The organism is Amycolatopsis albispora (assembly GCF_003312875.1).
GTDB classification, from domain to species: domain Bacteria; phylum Actinomycetota; class Actinomycetes; order Mycobacteriales; family Pseudonocardiaceae; genus Amycolatopsis; species Amycolatopsis albispora.
In genome coordinates this window covers 8,876,787-8,893,518 of sequence record NZ_CP015163.1, presented here as the reverse complement: position 1 = coordinate 8,893,518, position 16,732 = coordinate 8,876,787, and the positions used below count along the sequence as shown (strand labels likewise).

The window sequence follows — 16,732 nt, the reverse complement described above, 5'->3', positions numbered from 1 at the left end:
GACATGGGCGTGCTCTTCGACGAATGCGCCGATCGCGGGTCCGGCACCCGCGTCCGGCTCGACCGGCCCTTCGACATCGCGCCCGCCGGTGGGGTCGACTACGGCGTGGGTGAGCTGGCCGCGCTGGTGGCCGAGGTGTCGGGCTGGCTGGCCGCGGCGGGCGCCCGGCCCGGCGACCGGGTCGCCATCGTCAAGCCGAACCACTGGGACTACGACCTGATCGCCTGCGCGGCCATCCGGCTCGGCGCGGTCCCGGCGCAGCTTTCCGCGCATCTGCCCCCCGAATCGCTGGCGGAGCTGCTGCGGCGGCTCTCGCCCGCGGTGCTGGTGACCACCGCCGAGCACGCCAGGCTCGGCGCGGCCTTCGCCGCCCGGGTGATCACTTTGGACACTCCGGAACCCGGCGCGCTGCACGTGGACCGGCTGCGCGGGCACCGCCCGCCCCCGCCGCGGCGGCCGAGCGAGCACGAACCGCTGGTGATCAACCACACCTCGGGCACCACCGGGGTGCCGAAACTGGTGGTGCACTCGACTTCGACCATCATCCGCAAGCTCGCCGGGCTGGAGTCGGTGCGGCTGCCCGCGGTCGGCGTCCGCCGTGACGACACGCTCGCCAACGCCAGCTCCTACGCGCACGGCCGGACCTTCTGCTGGACTGCGAGCGTGTTCTGCCTGGCCCCGGCCCGGATCGTGATCCTTTCCGGACCGGAGCCGGATGCCGCCGACGTGCTGCTACGCCGATTTCCGCCGACCTTTGTCGAGGCGCTGCCCGCCACCTTCGTCCGGTTCCGCCCGCTTCTGTCGCGTTTGGACAACCCGTTCCGCGACGTGCGGTTCTACCTGAGCACCTACGACGCGATGCATCCGCCGGTGATCCGCGACTACCTGCACGCGTCACGCCGCCGCCGTCCACTGTGGATGCAGGGCTGGGGGCAGACCGAGACCGGGCCGATCACCTTCCGCTTCTTCACCAGGAAGTCGCTGGCCACCCGGCGCGGCAGGCATCCGTCCACCCGGGACCTCGGCCGCGCGATCCCGATCCGCACCCGGCTGAAGGTGGTCGATCCCGCCACCTTCGAGCCGGTGCCGCGCGGGCAAGCCGGACTGGTGCTGGCCCGCACGCCGGCGCGCTGCCTCGGCTACGTCGGGGAAAACCAGCGCTGGCAGGAGAAGCACGACGGCGGCTGGTGGAACACCGGGGACATCGCGGTGCACCGGCGCGACGGCCGGGTGCTGCTGCTCGACCGCGAGGTGGACACCAGTCCCGGCCTGAGCTGCCTGGAACTGGAGGACGTGCTCGAGGACCGGCTGCCCGGCGTGCTCGAATGCGTGGTGCTGGCCATGCCCGGCAAGGACCCGCTGCCGGTGGTGGTCACCGAAACCGGCCGCGTGGACCCGGCGGAGTGGTCCGGCGCCGTGCACGACCTGCCCGCGCTCCAGCCCCCGCGTGTGCTGACCTGGGACGAGATCCCCCGCACCGGCACCGGCAAGGTCCGGCGGCTCGCGCTGCTGACCATGCTCACCGGCTGCGCCGACACCCCGGGGACCGGCCGATGGACGTGACCACCCCGCCGTACGTCTTCGGTGAGCGCGCGGACGCCCGCCGCGAGCAGGCCCGCTGCCTGTCCGCCGCCTACGACCCGCTGACCATCGAGGGGCTGGTGGCCACCGGGGTCGGTGACGGCTGGCGGTGCCTGGAACTGGGCGCGGGCGGCGGGTCGATCGCGCGCTGGCTGGCCGAGCGGACCGCACCGAGCGGCTGGGTGCTGGCCACCGATCTGCGGCCGGACGAGGAAGTCCAGGCGCCGGGGTTGTCCTGGGCCCGGCACGACGTGGTCACCGATCCGCTGCCACCGTCCACTTTCGACCTGGTGCACGCGCGCCTGGTGCTGCGGCACCTGCCCCAGCGGCAGTCCGTGCTCACCAAACTGGCGGAGTCGCTGGTGCCGGGTGGCTGGTTGCAGCTCGACGAGTTCGACACCTCGTACGGCCACTGCCTGCGAGCGTCCACTTCGGACGCGGCGGCGTTGTACCAGCGCTTTCTCGACGCGGTGGCCACCGTGATGAACCGGGCCGGAGCCGACCGGACCTGGGGCCGCCGGGCCGCGGCGGCGCTGACCGAGGCCGGGTTCACCGAGGTCGGCGTGCGCCCGTCGCTGGAGGTGTGGACCGCGGATTCACCCGGTCTGCGGTTGCTCGTCCACCACACGGACCACCTCCGGGACGAACTGCTGGCGGCCGGGCTGACCGAACGGCAGCTCGGCGAGGTGCGCGCGGTGATGACCGATCCGCGGTTCCTCGCCGTGTCGTGCCCGATGTACGTGGTCCACGGCAGGCGCCGATGACGTCGGTCGCCGCTCCCGGGCTCACCTGGGCCGGGCCGATCTCGCTCCCGCTGGCCGACGAGCCGATGGTGCAGGCGGCGTGCGGGCTGATGCACGTCCACGGCCGCCGGTACGGGCGCCCCGAGCCGATCGCCGTGGACTACGCGCGCACGGTCGCCGGGGTCTTCGCCCGGCAGGGCGCGCTGGCGGCGTCGATCGCCACGGCCCGCGGCCTGCCGCTGCGGCTCGTGCGGACTTCGGTGGCGCAGGCCGCGCTGCACGCGGTGGCGCAGTACCTGGCCGTCGCGACCGCCGACGACGACTGGACGGAGATCCGCGGGACCGGTGGGCCGCCGTTCACCACCGCCGACGGGGTGCACGTGGAGGTCGAGACGCTGAAGGCCGAGGACTGGGCGCGGTTCTGGAGCCTGCTCGGCGCCTCCCCCGCGGCCATCCGCGCCGGGTGGCCACCGTTCCAGCAGCGCTTCGGCACCGCGGTGTGCCCGCTGCCGGACGAACTGGCCGCCCGGGTGGCCGCCCGGATCTTCCGCTCGGTGGCCGAGGCGGGGGCGGCGGCGGGGGTGAGCGTGCTGCCGGCCCGCGAGTGCCCACGGGACCTGCCCGGCCCCGCGTTCCGAGTCACCCCGGCGGGTGATCCGGGGCCCGGCTGGCCACCACCGGGTGACCTGCCGCTGGCGGGCCTGGTGGTGGTCGAGTCGGCTCGCCGGGTGCAGGGACCGCTGGCCGGGCACGTGCTGAGCCTGCTCGGCGCCGAGGTCGTCCGGGTCGAGCCGCCGGGCGGCGATCCCGCGCGCTGGGTGCCGCCGATCGTGGACGGCTGCTCGGCACGCTTCCTCGCGCTGAACCGGAGCAAGTCGGCCGTCGAGCTGGACCTGTCCACCCCTTCCGGCCGGGCCGGACTGGTGGAACTGCTGGCCGGAGCCCACGTTTTCCTGCACAACTGGGCGCCGGGCAAGGCCGCCTCCTGGGGCCTCGACGACCTCCCGTCCGTCCACTCCGGACTGGTCTACGCGTGGGCCGGCGGCTGGGGCGGGGCGTTCGGCGACAATCCCCCGCTCGGCACCGACTACCTCGTGCAGGCACACAGCGGACTCGCCGCGGCGCTACGACCCGGCGCGCCCGCGCCGTCACTGATGACGCTGACCGACGTGCTGGGCGGGCTGGTCTGCGCCGAAGGAATCCTGACCGCGCTGCTCGACCGTGTCCGGACCGGCCGCGGCGCCCGTGTCGATTCGTCGCTTTGGTCCGCCATTTCGCTGGTGCCGCAACGCCGTCCACAGTGGACAAGCTCGATCGAGCTGCGGGACGGCAGGCTGTACGGCGCCACCGAGCCGATCGAGGTGTGCACCGATCTCGCCGAACTGGCCGCCGATCCGCGGTTCGCCACCGCGCTCGGCCGCGACGGTTACGCGTATCCGCTGCCACCCTGGGAGTTCGCTTGACCGAGTGGGTGTCGAACAGCGGTCTCCGGCTGCGCGACCTGGTGCCCGCCGACTGCCGCGCGGAGTGGGTCCGGCGTGGGTTCTGTCCGGACCGCGACCTGTTTTCCCTGTTCACCGCGCATGCCGAGGCGCACCCGCGGCGTGCCGCGGTGATCGATTCCCGGGGCGTGCTCGACTACGCCGGGCTGCTGGCGCTGACCGGCCGGGCCGCCGCCGGCCTGCACCGGGCGGGATTCGGGCAGCGGGACGTGATCGCCATCCACCTGCCCAACGGCCGTGACGCCGTCGCGGTCGAACTGGCCGCCTACGCGCTCGGCGCGGTCGCCCTGCCCATTCCGCTGAGCTCCCGCGCCCGCGACCTGCGTGCCCTGCTGGAGCGGTCGCGCGCACGCGGGCTGATCACCGCGGTTCCGTACGGCTCCGGTTCGTGGCCACGGCCGGAGGTGCACCCCGAGCACCCGGCGCGGCTGCTGGTGTCCACCGGCTCGGAGGCCACGCCGAAGCTGGTGGCCTACTCGCACAACGCCTTCGCCGGGGGCCGGGCGAACTACGTCCGCGCGCTGGGTGCCGACCGCAACCTGGTGCTGGTGCCGCTGGCCTCGTCGTTCGGGTCGTGCGGGGTGCCGGTGGGCATCGCGGCGCTCGGCACCACGCTGATCGTGCAGGACTCCTTCGACGCGGCGGGCGCGGTCCGCGCGCTGACCGCGCACCGGCCGACGCACGTGTTCGCGGTGCCGACGATGCTCGGCCGGATGGCCGCGATACCAGCGGATCCAGCGGAAGATCTGTCCGATTTGGACGTTCTGGTGAGCAGTGGGGCCGCGCTCCCCGAACGGGTCCGGCTGGCCGCCGAAGCCCGGTTCGGCAGGCCGGTGCGCACGGTCTACGGCTCGTCCGACGGGGTCAACTGCCGCGACGGCGTGCCGGATCCGGCGGTCACCAGCATCCGGATCGTCGGCGGTGAGATCCAGGCACGCGGCCCGATGAGCCCGCTCTGCTACGCCGGGGCACCCGAACTCGACGCGCGGTACCGGACGCCGGACGGCTGGGTGCGCACCGGCGACCGCGGCCGCTTCGACGCCGGCGGGCGGCTGCACGTGCTCGGCAGGCTGCGGCAGGTGGTGATCCGCGGTGGGTACAACATCAGCCCCGCCGAGGTGGAGGGGGAACTGGGCGCCCACCCCGAGATCGCCGAGGTCGCCTGCGTCGGCGTGCCGGACGACGACCTCGGCGAACGGCTGTGCGCGTGCGTGGTGCCGCGCGGGCCCGGCCTCACCCTCGCCGGGCTCACCGGGTTCCTCGAAGCCCGCGGCCTCGAACGCCGCAAGCTGCCGGAATCGCTGGTGCTGCTGCCCGAACTGCCGCTGGGCCCGACCGGCAAGATCTGCCGGAAATCCCTGGTCAGCCTGGTGCGGGAACGCTGGTGAGGCGGCGGTCCAGCGCCGCGCACACGCCGTCCCACAGCCGCACCCGCGCCCGGAGCACCTCGCGTGCGGCTTCGGCGCACTCACGCCACTTCGACTCGTCGTCACCGCACAACCCGGCGAGCACCCGCATCGCCATCGGGGTGTGCCGCCGCTGGTCGGCCACCACGTGCCGGTCGAGGTAGAGCCGGAACAACGCCAGCCTGTCCTCGGCGGCGACCTGGGCGAACATCGCCGGGCCCAGCTCGGCGCGGCCGAAGGCGAAGGCCGCCGCCTGCTGGTGCACGGTGCCCTCGCTGACCAGCGACCAGCTCGCGCGCACGAACTCCGCGGCGGGTTCCGGCGCGTCCGCGGTGACCAAGGCCCGCGGAACCGGAATGCCGCTGCGGAGCAGTCCGAGGAACTCGTCGATCGGCGCGGTGTCCGCCCCGGCCGCCGCCATCGCCTGCCGGTACAGCTCGAAGTGGCTGGTGAACCCGCATTCCAGCGCGTCGCTCTCCTCGACCAGCACGAGCTCGTTGACCAGCCTGCCGCCGATCGGCTGGTCACGCGGCACCCACGGCACACGCACGCAGGTCAGCCTGCCCTGCAGCGCCTTGAGCAGCGACATGGACTCCCAGACGGCGAACACGTGGTGCGTCATGAAGGTGGCCACGTCGGCCCGGCGGCGCAGCAGGCCGTACAGCCGGTGCCCGGTGACCTCCGCGCGAATACCGCTGATCGAGACGCGGAGGCGCTCGATTTCCCGGCCTGCCGACTTCCACTGATATCCGGACAAAACGTTCCACCAGTCCTGTCGGGGTTCGTTCCGGTGTGCGTTCTGTTCGAGAAAAGCACAGAGCTTTGCCCATTTCCACATATCGATAGGTCGAACCCGGCCGACTCGATCGGGGGAGGTAGGGTACCGGCGTGACAGAGCGGATCGTGGAGATCTACACCGACGGTGCGTGCAGCGGCAATCCCGGCCCCGGTGGCTGGGGCGCGGTCCTGCGGTACGGCACGCACGAGAAGGAGCTCTACGGCGGTCAGGCGGCCGAGACCACGAACAACCGGATGGAGCTGACCGCGCCGATCCGCGCGCTGGAGAGCCTCAAGCGCCCGGTCGAGGTCCGGCTGTACACCGACAGCACCTACGTCCGCAACGGCATCACCTCGTGGCTGCCGCGGTGGAAGAGCAACGGCTGGCAGACCTCGGGCAGGACCCCGGTGAAGAACGCCGACCTGTGGCAGCGGCTCGAGCAGGCCGCCGCCCGCCACCAGGTGGAATGGCATTGGGTCAAGGGCCACGCCGGGCACCCGGAGAACGAGCGCGCCGACCGGCTGGCGGTCAAGGGCCTGGAAGAGGCCGTCGCCGCCGGGTGATCACAGCTCGCAGGCAGTGGCCTCGCCAGGGGCTCGCCGGACCGTCTTCGACGGCGGCGGCGTGTGCCCGTCGAGCCAGCCGCCCATCGCCTCGACCGCGCTGAGGAAGCACGGGCCGATCGGGCGGAGGCGGTCCGGGTAGGTGTCGTAGAGCGCGTCGGTGTGCGTGCCGCCCTCGATCCGGTAGTAGCGGTGGGGCCGGTCGCCGACCATCTGGGCGTAGACGTCGGAGTCGCGGCTGATCGGCAGCAGCGCGTCCAGCGTGCCGTGCAGGGTGATCAGCGGCTTGCCGATGCGGCCGGTCAGCTCGACCCGCTCCACCGCCCGGTGCACCCGCCGCGGCCGGTCCGCGTACGCGTAATCGGCGTCGGAACCGCGGTATTCCGGGTCGAATTCGGTGCGGTAGATGCGCTGCGTCAGTCCCCAGTAGACCTGATCGTGATAGGGCCAGAGAAATTCGGAACCGGGCGCGAAACCGGCGTCGAGAATGGCTTGGTGTGCTTCGGCGGAACCGGCGGAATAGGCCGGGTAATTCCGGATCGCCGCCGGGAGGAAGGTGAACAGGTTCGGACCACCGGCGGTCCAGAGCGTGCCTTCCCAGTCCACCCCGCCGTCGTAGAGCCAGGCCCGGTTCTCCAGCTGCCAGCGCACCAGGTAGCCGCCGTTGGAGATGCCCGCCATGAGTGTCCTTTGTGGAAGCCTGCCGTACCGCTGGGCGACGGTGGCCTTGGCCGCCAAGGTCAGCTGGGTCACCCGGTGGTTCCACTCCGCCACCGCGTCGCCCGGCCGGTGGCCGTCGGTGAAGAACTCCAGGCCGGTGTTGCCCTTGTCCGTGGCGGCGTAGGCGTACCCGGCGGCGAGCACGTGGTCGGCGATGGCCCGGTCGTTGGCGTACTGCGCGCGGTTGCCGGGTGAACCCGCCACCACCAGGCCGCCGTTCCACCGCGCGGGCAGGCGGAGCACGAACTGCGCGTCGTGCGCCCAGCCGTGGTGCTGGTTCGTGGTGGAGGAATCCGGGAAGTAGCCGTCGATCTGCACACCCGGCACCGCGCCGGGCCGTGGCAGCGCGGCCGAGGTGAGCCCGGCCCAGTCCGCGGGCACGGTGTGGCCCGAAGCGACGGTGCCCGCGGTGGTCAGGTCGGCCAGGCAGGCGGCGACCTGCTTGGCCGCGCCCGGCACCCGCGGCGGCGCGCAGTCGTCCGCGGTGGCGGTGCCCGGCAGCAGAACCGTGGCCAAGAGCGCGCCGGCCAGCGCCAGTTTCGACAGCATGCGGTGAACCTAGGCCGCACGGAGAGGTTGGACCATGTCGTCGGGCCACACAGTGCCGGGCCAGATTGTGTGCGCTCGACCGTCGGTTACCCGGCGATGCGTTCGTATCGTGAGCTGGATGCGAACGCTGACGATCGCCTTGACCCTGCTGGCAGCGCTGCTGACGGGTGCCGTCCCGGCTTCGGCGGCGAACATCGTGGAGGTGACCGGTTTCGGGACCAATCCGGGGGCGCTCAAGATGTTCCGGTACGTGCCGGACGGGCTGCCGGCCGGGCGGCCGATCGTGGTCGCGATGCACGGGTGCACGCAGAACGCGGCCGGTTACGGGGAGCAGACCGGGTGGCGCGCGCTGGCCGACAGCGGGCGGTTCAGCCTGGTGCTGCCGGAGCAGCAGCCGGGCAACAATTTCAACCGGTGCTTCAACTGGTTCCAGTCCGGGGACACCGCGCGGGGTTCGGGTGAGGCCGAGTCGATCGCGCAGATGGTGCGCCGGACGCGGGCCGACACCGGCGGCACGACGGCGTACGCCACCGGGTTGTCGGCCGGTGGTGGCATGACGTCGGAGGTGCTGGCGTCCTATCCGGACCTGTTCGCGGGCGGTGCCGTGGTCGCCGGGCTGCCGCAGGGGTGCGCCACCACGATGGTGGACGCGTTCTCGTGCATGAACCCCGGTAAGGACCGCAGCCCGGCGGCGTGGGGTGACAGCGTGCGCGCGGCGAGCGGTCACCAGGGGCGGTGGCCGGTGGTCAGCCTCTGGCAGGGCACCGCCGACTACACCGTCGCCGCGGCGAACCAGCGGGAGCTGGTCGAGCAGTGGACCAACGTGCACGGCATCCCGGCCACGCCGAGCGAGACCGATTCGGTGGCGGGCTACCCGCACGCGGTCTACCGCGACGGCGGCGGCCGGGCGGTGGTCGAGACGTACTCGCTGACCGGGATGGGGCACGGGCAGCCGGTCGATCCGCCCGCCTGCGGCACGGCGGCGGCGTACATCCTGGACGTGGGGATCTGCGCGGCTGCGCGGATCGGTGCGTTCTGGGGGCTGGGCTGACACTAGGGTTCGGGCCATGGCTCGACTCACCCGCGAGGACTGGACAACGGCGGCCCTGCGCGCGCTGGCGAAGGGCGGCGTGGCCGCCGTCTCCGTGGACGCGCTCGCCGGGGAACTCGGCATCACGCGCGGCAGTTTCTACTGGCACTTCAAGGATCGCGACGCGCTGCTGACCGCGGCGATGGAAACCTGGGAGCGGCGGACCACGGCCGAGTTGATCACCCGGCTGGAGCCGCTGGACGACCCGCGGGAGAAGCTGCGCGAAGGTTTCCTGGCGGCGCTGGGCACGGAGGTGATCGCCGGGTTGGAGCCCGCTTTGATGGCGCAGGCGGAACACCCGGCGGTCGCGCCGGTACTGCGGCGCGTGATCGACCGGCGGATCTCGTTCTTGGCTTCGCTGTACGGCGAGCTGGGGCTGACACCCGCGGTGGCGCGCCGACAGGCGGTTTTTGCGTACTCGGCGTATTTGGGCTGGTCGGACCTGCGACGGGCGGCGGGCTCGGTGGTGCCGGAGGTCGCGGTCGAGGGTGCGCGGGGACGGGCTGGGCTGAAGCACCTCATCGACCAGCTGACCACCCTGCCCTGACCGGCGACTGCCGGGGCGGACACGAATGTGGCTTTCGGGGCGGCTTGAGGGACACGAATGTGGCTTTCGCAGCACCGGGCGGCACGAACGCGACTTCCCGAGCGGGCCGACGGCGGCCGCCGCGCCATCCGGGCGGGGCGCGCGCCGGGGACACGAATGTGGCTTTCGGGGCGTTTTCTGCTCCGAAAGCCACATTCGTGTTCGGCGGGCCATACACACCTGTATGGTCGCGCACCATACAGGTGTGTATGGTTGTCCCCCGTGAAGACGTTCAGGATCGGGGCGTGGGCGTGGATCGCCACTGGCGCCGGGCATCTGGCCACCGCGGCCCTGCTGGCCGCCAAAGCCGCAACCCCGGAAGCGGACCGCGCGATGACGGCGATGCGCGAGTACGGCATCGAGTTGCTCGGCCTCCAGCGAAGCCTGGCGGACCTCGACCGCGGCATGTCGCTGGTGATGGGCGTGGCGTTGATCTTCGCCGGGGCGGTGTGCCTGTTCGTCCCCGAAGCCAGCCGGAAGCTGGCCGGGTTGGCGCTCGCCGCGTCCGTGGTCGCGCTCGGGTTGTCGGCGTGGTTGCTGCCCCTTCCGCCGATCGTGCTGTTCGCGGTCGCCTGCATTGCCTTCGGGTGGTCGCTGGCCAAGCCCCAGCCCCGGCGTTAATCTCCTGGGAGCGCTCCCGAAATGAAGGAGGCTCCATGTACCGCTCCACGCTCGCCCTGCTCAGCCTGCTGGCCGCGCTCCTGTTCCCGGTGTCCGCCGCCGCGGAGGCACCGGTCCGGGTCATGCCGCTCGGCGACTCGATCACCGGCTCACCCGGCTGCTGGCGCGCGCTGCTCTGGCAGCACCTCCAGCAAACCGGCCACACCGCCGTCGACTTCGTCGGCACGCTGCCCGCCCAGGGCTGCGGCTTCCCCCACGACGGCGACAATGAAGGCCACGGCGGCTTCCTCGCCACCGGCATCGCCGACCAGAACCTCCTGCCCGGCTGGCTGTCCGCCACCGACCCGGACATCGTGCTGATGCACCTGGGCACCAACGACGTCTGGAACAACCAGAGCCCAGCCACCATTCTCACCGCGTTCGGCAAGCTGCTCGGCCAGATGCGCGCGCAGAACCCGACGACGAAACTGCTCGTCGCGCAGATCATCCCGATGGCACCGGCGAACTGCGCCGCCTGCGCGCAGCGCGTGATCGACCTCAACGCCGCCATTCCCGCCTGGGCGCAGGCGAACAGCACCGCCCAGTCCCCGATCACCGTGGTCGACCAGTGGACCGGCTTCAGCCCGGCCGCCGACACCTACGACGGCGTGCACCCGAACGGCACCAGCGGCATCCAGAAGATCGAAGGCCGCTGGTACCCGGCACTGACCGCGGCGCTCGGCTAGCACACCTTCTGCGTGCTGTTCACCAGCGTGTTGTTCACGAAGTTCGTGTTGACCCCACACGGGTTCTCGGTGATCGCGGAGTTCGTCACGGTCAGGTTCCGCACCGTGACGTCCGAGGTCACCGGGAACTCCGCACGCGAAGCGAGCCGGATGTCGCCCGGCCCGGCGACCTTCCCGCTCTGCGCGGCCAGGTTCACGTTGTAGCAGTTCTCCAGCAGGATCGCGTTGCCGCCGGTCTGCGCGATGTCCAGCCGGTCGATCACCATGCCGCCGCTTTCCGACACGCAGAACACGCCGCGCCCGCCACCGCGCGCGATCACCTCGCCGACGCGGATGTTGACCGGATAGGAGTTGCCGATCCGGCCGTTGCGGTTCGCCGTGCGAAACGCGGCGTACCCGGTGCCCGTACCGGCGCCGCTACCGTCCACTTTGGATACCGTAGCGTTGATGGTCTCGTTGAGCAGCAACCCGGACCCGCCGGTGTTGCGGGCGGTCACCGTGCCGATGGTGAGCCCGTCCACGCCGTAGGTCTCCACCCCGTGCGTGCTCGAACCCTGCACGTAGACGTTGTCGATGCGCACGTTCCTGGTCCACCGCGAGGTGTCGCCGCGGTTGTCGATGCGCACCCCGAGCCCGCTGGACAAGCGCAGGTCCAGCTGCCCCAGCGTGACGTTCTCGGCGTTGCGGATGAACACGCCGTAGAGCGGCGAGCCGGTCAGGTTCAGGTGCTGCACTTCGATGTCGCGCACGTTCCTGGCGTAGACCGGCGCCTGGTCACCCGAGCCGGTCCCGGTCACGTTGATCGTGCCGCACACGTCCAGCACGGTGTAGCTGGGCAGCGAGAACCGGCTGCCGGCGCTCATCGAGCCGGAGCCGCGGACCACGATCCGCTCCTTCCACGTGCGCCCGGCGCTGAGGCTGCCCGCCGCCGACTGCAACGCCGACAGCAGGCTGGTGCCGGTGTAGACGGTCTTGCCGCCGTTGCGCACGGTCCAGGTGCCGCCGTTGTTCACCGCTTCGGCGTTGAACGAGCCGGTGCCGCAGTCGGCGAGCGGCCCGGCAGCCGCCGACGGCACGGCCGGCAGGGTGGCCACCAGCCCGACGGCGAAGCCGGCTGTAAGCGCTTTCCTGATCCACGACCGCATTGTCGCTCCTTGTCTCCAGACATCGCCTGGGAGCGCTCCCAGGCGACCGGCGACTCTACCGCAGATAATCCAGGTGCACCCCGTCGATGGACCAGATGCCGGACGCGTCCCCGCCGTGCGCGGCGAGCAGCGCCGGGAAGTAGTCACGCAGCGCTTGCTCGTAGCTCACCGTTCCGGCGGACAGCTCCACGGCCGCGCTGACGATGCGGTCGAGGTCGGCTTCGATCCGCGCGCGGCTCATCGACGGCGTCCGCGGACCGTCGTCGCCGTCCACCACCTCGGCCGCGTCGAACTGGCTGTAGCTGGGGAAACGCGACGTGTCCGGGATGATCGAGCGGAACGGCACGCCGTTGAAGAAGTACTCGAACCAGCGCCCGCCGGAGATGGTCAGCCAGGGCGTGCCGACGGCCAGCACGGCGAGCCCGAACCCGGTGTGCGGCGACAGGAAAACATCACTCGCTCGGACCAGGGCCAGTTGTTCGACCAGTGGGACATCCACCGCGTTCACCGGCTTCGACCGGTGCGCGAGCAGCTCCCGCATCCCGCGCTCCCCCATCGAGGTGGTGGTCCGCCCGTCCTGGCCGGTCTTGCCGAGCAGCACGATCTCCGCGTCGGGCAGCGCCTCGGTCAGCGCGTCCAGGATCAGCAGCCACGACCCGGCCGACGGGTACAGCGCGGGCTCGCTCGACCCGCCGGGCAGCACCGCGATCCTCGGCACCCGCGGCACGCTCACCGGAAGCTCGAACCGCAGCTGTTGCCGCGGCAGGTAACCGACGCGCGGATCACCGGTGAAGGTGCGCTTCTCCCGCGCGATCAGGTGCTCGTCGGCCGCGGCGTAGTAGTCGCGCATCCCGGGGAACAACTCCAGCTGGAAGTCCTGGTAGCGCCGGCCGTCCTCGATCACGTGGTCCCATTCGCGCGGCAGCACCGCGAGGCGGTCCGCCGAATCGGGGCACGGGTCCACAAAGGAATGGTCCATCGCGTACTTCGCCGAAACGAAGGGGCAGTAGTCGGCGAACTCCACCGCGGTGGCCGAGTTCAGCGCGACGGCGATCTCCCGGTCCGGCCGGGCCGCGTGGTGCCCGTTCGCGTAGTACAACGCCTCCACCGCGTGCCCGATCGGGTGCGCGTAGAAGAAGTTCACCAGGGTGCGGTCGGTCATCGGCCCACCTTGGCAGCCGGGTCCGCGGTGACGACACCTATTTTCTGGTCATCGGCCCGCGGACCGGGACGGTCAGCCGAGCCCGCCGGCCGGTTCGGTGGTCCGCCAGTGCTCGATCACCGGCTTGAGGCCGTCGGCGAGCAGCGGCAGTTCCGGCACCATCGCCAGGCAGCCGACGATCTGCAGGTTCCGCAGGGCTTCCATGGCCCGCAGCAGCCGCGGGTCCACCGGCCGCAGCCCGAACTTGGCGGCCTCGGCGTCGTAGGCGGCCACGCCCTCGTCCCCGATCGAGGCCAGGTCCCATTCCACCGGCCCGCGCGTGACGTGCTCGAAATCCGAGAAGTACACCCGTCCGGGGGTCTCGATCAGGTTGTAGTACGGAGCGTCGCCGTGCACGACCTGCAGGTCGGCGTCCGGGAATTCGGCGAGGAAGGCGTCTTCCGAGGCGAGCAGCGGCTCGAACACCGCCCACTCGCGGCGCGCCCGCGCCAGGTCCTCGGGCGGCAGCAGGTCGGGACGCTCGGCGAGCTGCGCGAGCGCGTCGTCCATGAACCCGTCCATCATCGACAGGAAACCCGGGTCGCCGGGGTATTCGCGGAGCACCGAGTGCAGGCGCGCGGTGAGCGCGAACCGCGGCCCCAGCTCCAGTTCCGGCTCCGTGACGCCCTCGATCAGCTCCCAGAAGGTGATGCCGAAGCCGTCGCGGCGCACCGGTTCGGCGGGCACCAGCGGGCTCGGCACCACGGTCGGCTCACCGCGGTCGGCGAGCCAGCGGGTGACGGCGAGTTCGTTGCGCTGGAAACCGGCCTGCTGCTCCGGGGTGACCGAACGCGGCAGCACGGCCGGCACGCGGGCGATGACCGGCGCCGGGTCCAGGACCACCACCACGGAGAACACGTCGTAGATGGCCCTGGGCTCGGTCACCGTCACCCCGAGTTCCCGCGCCGCGTCAGCGGCGGCGCGGGTGGCTCGTTCGGTACGGGCGGCGAGTTCCTCGGGCGAGCGCATCCGCCTACCCTACGTGAGCGGTCAGCGAGCTCCGGTGAGATGGTCCAGCGCCAGCTGGGCGAGCCGCACGAAGCCGTAACCACGCTCCGCTGCCTTGTCCGGGTCGAAGTCCTCGAACGCGGACCGGTCGGCGAGCAGGTCGGCGGCGGTCTCGCCCTCGTTCAGCGTGGGCACCGCCAGCTCCGGCACCAGCGCGGCGGCCAGCGCCTCCTGCACCTCGGGATCGGCGCGGAAGGCACGCGAGCGCTCGGCGAAGATGAGGTAGCTGCGCATGTTCGCGGCCGCGCTCTCCCACACGCCGTCCATGTTCTCGGTGCGCAGCGGCTTGTAGTCGAAGTGGCGCGGGCCGTCGTAGCCGCCGTGTTCGAGCAGGTCGACCAGGAAGAACGAGGACAGCACGTCCCCGTGGCCGAAGACCAGGTCCTGGTCGAAGCGGGGGCCGCGCTGGCCGTTGAGGTCGACGTGGAACAGCTTGCCCTGCCACAGCGCCTGCCCGAAGCCGTGCACCACGTTCAGCCCGGCCATCTGCTCGTGGCCGACCTCCGGGTTGACGCCGACGATCTCGTGGTTCTGCAGGGTGGAGATGAACGCCAGCGCGTGGCCGACGGTGGGCAGCAGGATGTCGCCACGCGGCTCGTTCGGCTTCGGCTCGAGCGCGAGGCGCAGGCCGAGGCCCTGGTCGAGCACGTACTGCGCGAGGAAGTCGATGCCCTCGCGGTAGCGGTCCATCGCCGCCTTGATGTCCTTGGCGGCGTCGGTCTCGGCGCCTTCGCGGCCGCCCCAGAGCACGTAGGTGGACGCGCCCAGCTCGGCGGCCAGCTCCATGTTGCGCATGACCTTGCGCAGCGCGAACCGGCGGACCGCGCGGTCGTTGCTGGTCAGGCCGCCGTCCTTGAAGATCGGGTGGCTGAACAGGTTCGTGGTGACCGTCGGCACCACCATCCCGGTCTCGGCCAGCGCCGCCCGGAAGCGCTTGAGCCGCCGCTCGCGCTCGTCGTCGGCCGAGCCGAACGGGATCAGGTCGTCGTCGTGGAAGGTGATGCCCCAGGCGCCGAGCTCGGAGAGCCGGTGCACGGCCTCCACCGCGTCCAGCGGCGGACGGCTGGCCGAGCCGAACATGTCGTTCGCCTGCCAGCCCACCGTCCACAGCCCGAAGCTGAACTTGTCCTCGCGCGTCGGTGCCTGCGTCATCACGCCTCCATGAATAAGTTTGATGCCTGAACTTATCGGCGGCGCGGCAGCCGGGTCAAGGCTTTCGTTCAGGCATCGAACGAATACAATCGCCCGATGATCGGGCCCGCCGGACAGCACACCGTGCGCCAGCACAACTCCGCCCTCGTGCTGCGGGCGATCGCCGACGGCCCCGGGGTCTCGCGGGCCGGGCTGGCCGCGGCCACCGGGCTGACCAAGGCGACCGTGTCCAGCGTGGTCGACGCGCTGATCGCGGCCGGGCTGGTCGCCGAGGGTGAGCCCGAACGGCGCAACGGGCCGGGCAGGCGCGGCACCGTGGTGTCCCTGTCCCCCACCGGCCCGCACGGGCTCGGCGTGGAGGTGGGCGTGGACTACCTCGCGTACTGCCTGGTCGACCTGACCGGCGCGGTGCGCGCGGAGGAGGTCCGGTTCGCCGACAACCGCACGCCGCGGGTGTTCCGCCGCACCAAGGATTTCCTGGCTTCGGCACGGAAGCGGGCCGAGGCGCTGGGCGTGCCGGTGGGCGGGGTGAGCATCGCGGTGCCGGGGCTGGTGGAGTCGAGCACGGGCGTGGTGCGGCTGGCGCCGAACCTCGGCTGGCACGACGTCGACCTCGCCGCGAAGCTCGGCGGCACCTTTTCCGTGGGGAACGAGGCGAACTTCGCCGCGCTCGCCGAACTGTGGCACGGTTCGGGGCTGCCGGATTTTGTGCACGTGTCCGGGGAGATCGGCATCGGCGCGGGCCTGGTGCTCGGGCGCTCGCTGTTCGAGGGCGTGCGCGGGCTGGGCGGGGAAATCGGGCACCTGCCAGTGAACCCGCGCGGGCCGCGGTGTTCGTGTGGGGCGCAGGGGTGCCTGGAACGGATGGCGGGGCAGGAGGAAATCCTGCGCCTGGCCGGTACCTCTTCGGTGGACGAACTGATCTCGCGGCTCGAAGACGGTGACGCCACAGCGGTTTCGGCGGTCACCGAAGCGGCGCGGTGGCTCGGGATCGGACTGTCCACAGTGGTCAACCTGGTGGACGTGCCGGCGGTGGTGCTCGGGGGGACGTATGCCCGGTTGGAGCCGTGGTTGCGGGAGCCGTTGCTGGCGGAGCTGGAACAGCGGGTGGCGAGCACGGCCTGGTCACCGGTGCGGTTGGTGCGTTCGCCGCTGGGGACGGGGGCGGCGGTTCGCGGGGCGGCGGCTTCGGTGATCCGGCGCATTCTGGCGGGGGCCCACCCCGGCAATTGAGCCCGGCTGCGCGTGAGGTGCCCGGTTTGTGCGTGCCCGGCTAGGCGCGGCGGGCGGCGGGTGGGCCGAGTGGACACGAATGTGGCTTTCGGGGCGGATTCGGCCCCGAAAGCCACATTCGTGTCCATC

16 protein-coding genes are annotated in these 16,732 nt (G+C 71.8%); 10 read left to right on the top strand and 6 right to left on the bottom strand.

Annotated features, from left to right (window positions below):
* The first annotated feature begins 3 nt into the window (after window positions 1-3).
* Genes A4R43_RS41385 through A4R43_RS41370 form a run of 4 tightly spaced genes read left to right on the top strand, consistent with a single transcriptional unit; the run spans window position 4 to window position 5,214 of the window.
* The gene (locus tag A4R43_RS41385; protein WP_113697070.1) at window positions 4-1,563 is read left to right on the top strand and encodes a class I adenylate-forming enzyme family protein; all 1,560 of its coding nucleotides are present in this window, start codon (window positions 4-6) and stop codon (window positions 1,561-1,563) included.
* Entirely contained in the window at window positions 1,554-2,345 is a 792-nt protein-coding gene (locus A4R43_RS41380; protein WP_113697069.1) for a class I SAM-dependent methyltransferase, read from the top strand. The genes A4R43_RS41385 and A4R43_RS41380 overlap by 10 nt, the downstream gene beginning before the upstream one ends.
* The gene (locus A4R43_RS41375) at window positions 2,342-3,787 is read left to right on the top strand and encodes a CoA transferase (RefSeq protein WP_113697068.1); all 1,446 of its coding nucleotides are present in this window, start codon (window positions 2,342-2,344) and stop codon (window positions 3,785-3,787) included. Before A4R43_RS41380 ends, A4R43_RS41375 begins: the two co-directional genes overlap by 4 nt.
* Complete coding sequence (locus A4R43_RS41370; protein ID WP_205215179.1) at window positions 3,784-5,214, top strand: class I adenylate-forming enzyme family protein; 1,431 nt, start codon at window positions 3,784-3,786, stop codon at window positions 5,212-5,214. The genes A4R43_RS41375 and A4R43_RS41370 overlap by 4 nt, the downstream gene beginning before the upstream one ends.
* Here A4R43_RS41370 and A4R43_RS41365 read toward each other — a convergent pair.
* A complete protein-coding gene (locus A4R43_RS41365; RefSeq protein ID WP_236808611.1) occupies window positions 5,189-5,989 on the bottom strand; it encodes a DUF3050 domain-containing protein in 801 nt (266 codons plus the stop codon). The genes A4R43_RS41370 and A4R43_RS41365 overlap by 26 nt on opposite strands.
* A 131-nt stretch (window positions 5,990-6,120) precedes the next feature.
* Between A4R43_RS41365 and rnhA the strand changes: the two genes are divergently transcribed.
* Window positions 6,121-6,573 carry a ribonuclease HI gene (gene rnhA, locus A4R43_RS41360; protein WP_162788787.1) on the top strand — a complete coding sequence of 151 codons (453 nt, stop codon included), beginning with the start codon at window positions 6,121-6,123 and terminating at the stop codon, window positions 6,571-6,573.
* Here the strand turns inward: rnhA and A4R43_RS41355 are convergent, their stop codons facing one another.
* Window positions 6,574-7,842, bottom strand: a complete 1,269-nt coding sequence (locus A4R43_RS41355; protein WP_113697065.1) for a tannase/feruloyl esterase family alpha/beta hydrolase — start codon at window positions 7,840-7,842, stop codon at window positions 6,574-6,576.
* Window positions 7,843-7,960: 118 nt separating this feature from the next.
* On the opposite strand from A4R43_RS41355, the gene A4R43_RS41350 reads away from it, so the two are divergent.
* From A4R43_RS41350 to A4R43_RS41335, 4 genes are all read left to right on the top strand, one after another.
* The gene (locus A4R43_RS41350; protein ID WP_113697064.1) at window positions 7,961-8,893 is read left to right on the top strand and encodes an extracellular catalytic domain type 1 short-chain-length polyhydroxyalkanoate depolymerase; all 933 of its coding nucleotides are present in this window, start codon (window positions 7,961-7,963) and stop codon (window positions 8,891-8,893) included.
* A gap of 16 nt (window positions 8,894-8,909) precedes the next feature.
* The gene (locus A4R43_RS41345; protein ID WP_113697063.1) at window positions 8,910-9,479 is read left to right on the top strand and encodes a TetR/AcrR family transcriptional regulator; all 570 of its coding nucleotides are present in this window, start codon (window positions 8,910-8,912) and stop codon (window positions 9,477-9,479) included.
* Between the two features lie 261 nt (window positions 9,480-9,740).
* On the top strand, window positions 9,741-10,139 hold the full coding sequence (locus A4R43_RS41340; protein ID WP_113697062.1) for an LIC_13387 family protein: 399 nt from the start codon (window positions 9,741-9,743) through the stop codon (window positions 10,137-10,139).
* Window positions 10,140-10,174: 35 nt separating this feature from the next.
* Complete coding sequence (locus A4R43_RS41335) at window positions 10,175-10,864, top strand: SGNH/GDSL hydrolase family protein (protein WP_113697061.1); 690 nt, start codon at window positions 10,175-10,177, stop codon at window positions 10,862-10,864.
* Here A4R43_RS41335 and A4R43_RS41330 read toward each other — a convergent pair.
* The 4 genes from A4R43_RS41330 to xylA form a co-directional block, all read right to left on the bottom strand.
* Window positions 10,861-11,958: a hypothetical protein gene (locus A4R43_RS41330; protein WP_236808610.1), complete on the bottom strand. Its 1,098-nt coding sequence runs from the start codon at window positions 11,956-11,958 to the stop codon at window positions 10,861-10,863. The two genes, A4R43_RS41335 and A4R43_RS41330, sit on opposite strands and share 4 nt — an antisense overlap.
* Window positions 11,959-12,064: 106 nt before the next feature.
* Window positions 12,065-13,171, bottom strand: coding sequence for a hypothetical protein (locus A4R43_RS41325; protein WP_113697059.1), 1,107 nt, complete (start codon window positions 13,169-13,171; stop codon window positions 12,065-12,067).
* 72 nt (window positions 13,172-13,243) lie between these two features.
* The gene (locus A4R43_RS41320; protein ID WP_113697058.1) at window positions 13,244-14,179 is read right to left on the bottom strand and encodes a phosphotransferase; all 936 of its coding nucleotides are present in this window, start codon (window positions 14,177-14,179) and stop codon (window positions 13,244-13,246) included.
* Between the two features lie 21 nt (window positions 14,180-14,200).
* Window positions 14,201-15,370, bottom strand: a complete 1,170-nt coding sequence (gene xylA, locus A4R43_RS41315) for a xylose isomerase (RefSeq protein ID WP_113697057.1) — start codon at window positions 15,368-15,370, stop codon at window positions 14,201-14,203.
* 96 nt (window positions 15,371-15,466) lie between these two features.
* On the opposite strand from xylA, the gene A4R43_RS41310 reads away from it, so the two are divergent.
* On the top strand, window positions 15,467-16,603 hold the full coding sequence (locus tag A4R43_RS41310; RefSeq protein ID WP_113697056.1) for an ROK family transcriptional regulator: 1,137 nt from the start codon (window positions 15,467-15,469) through the stop codon (window positions 16,601-16,603).
* Window positions 16,604-16,732 lie beyond the last annotated feature (129 nt).

Bases quoted from the DNA above. Each gene is read 5' to 3' on its own strand.
- A4R43_RS41375 (WP_113697068.1), top strand. From the start codon at position 2,342: ATGACGTCGGTCGCCGCTCCCGGGCTCACCTGGGCCGGGCCGATCTCG.
- xylA (WP_113697057.1), bottom strand. From the start codon at position 15,370: ATGACGCAGGCACCGACGCGCGAGGACAAGTTCAGCTTCGGGCTGTGG.
- A4R43_RS41310 (WP_113697056.1), top strand. From the start codon at position 15,467: ATGATCGGGCCCGCCGGACAGCACACCGTGCGCCAGCACAACTCCGCC.
- A4R43_RS41380 (WP_113697069.1), top strand. From the start codon at position 1,554: ATGGACGTGACCACCCCGCCGTACGTCTTCGGTGAGCGCGCGGACGCC.
- A4R43_RS41335 (WP_113697061.1), top strand. From the start codon at position 10,175: ATGTACCGCTCCACGCTCGCCCTGCTCAGCCTGCTGGCCGCGCTCCTG.
- A4R43_RS41325 (WP_113697059.1), bottom strand. From the start codon at position 13,171: ATGACCGACCGCACCCTGGTGAACTTCTTCTACGCGCACCCGATCGGG.
- A4R43_RS41345 (WP_113697063.1), top strand. From the start codon at position 8,910: ATGGCTCGACTCACCCGCGAGGACTGGACAACGGCGGCCCTGCGCGCG.
- A4R43_RS41385 (WP_113697070.1), top strand. From the start codon at position 4: ATGGGCGTGCTCTTCGACGAATGCGCCGATCGCGGGTCCGGCACCCGC.
- A4R43_RS41350 (WP_113697064.1), top strand. From the start codon at position 7,961: ATGCGAACGCTGACGATCGCCTTGACCCTGCTGGCAGCGCTGCTGACG.
- A4R43_RS41320 (WP_113697058.1), bottom strand. From the start codon at position 14,179: ATGCGCTCGCCCGAGGAACTCGCCGCCCGTACCGAACGAGCCACCCGC.
- A4R43_RS41355 (WP_113697065.1), bottom strand. From the start codon at position 7,842: ATGCTGTCGAAACTGGCGCTGGCCGGCGCGCTCTTGGCCACGGTTCTG.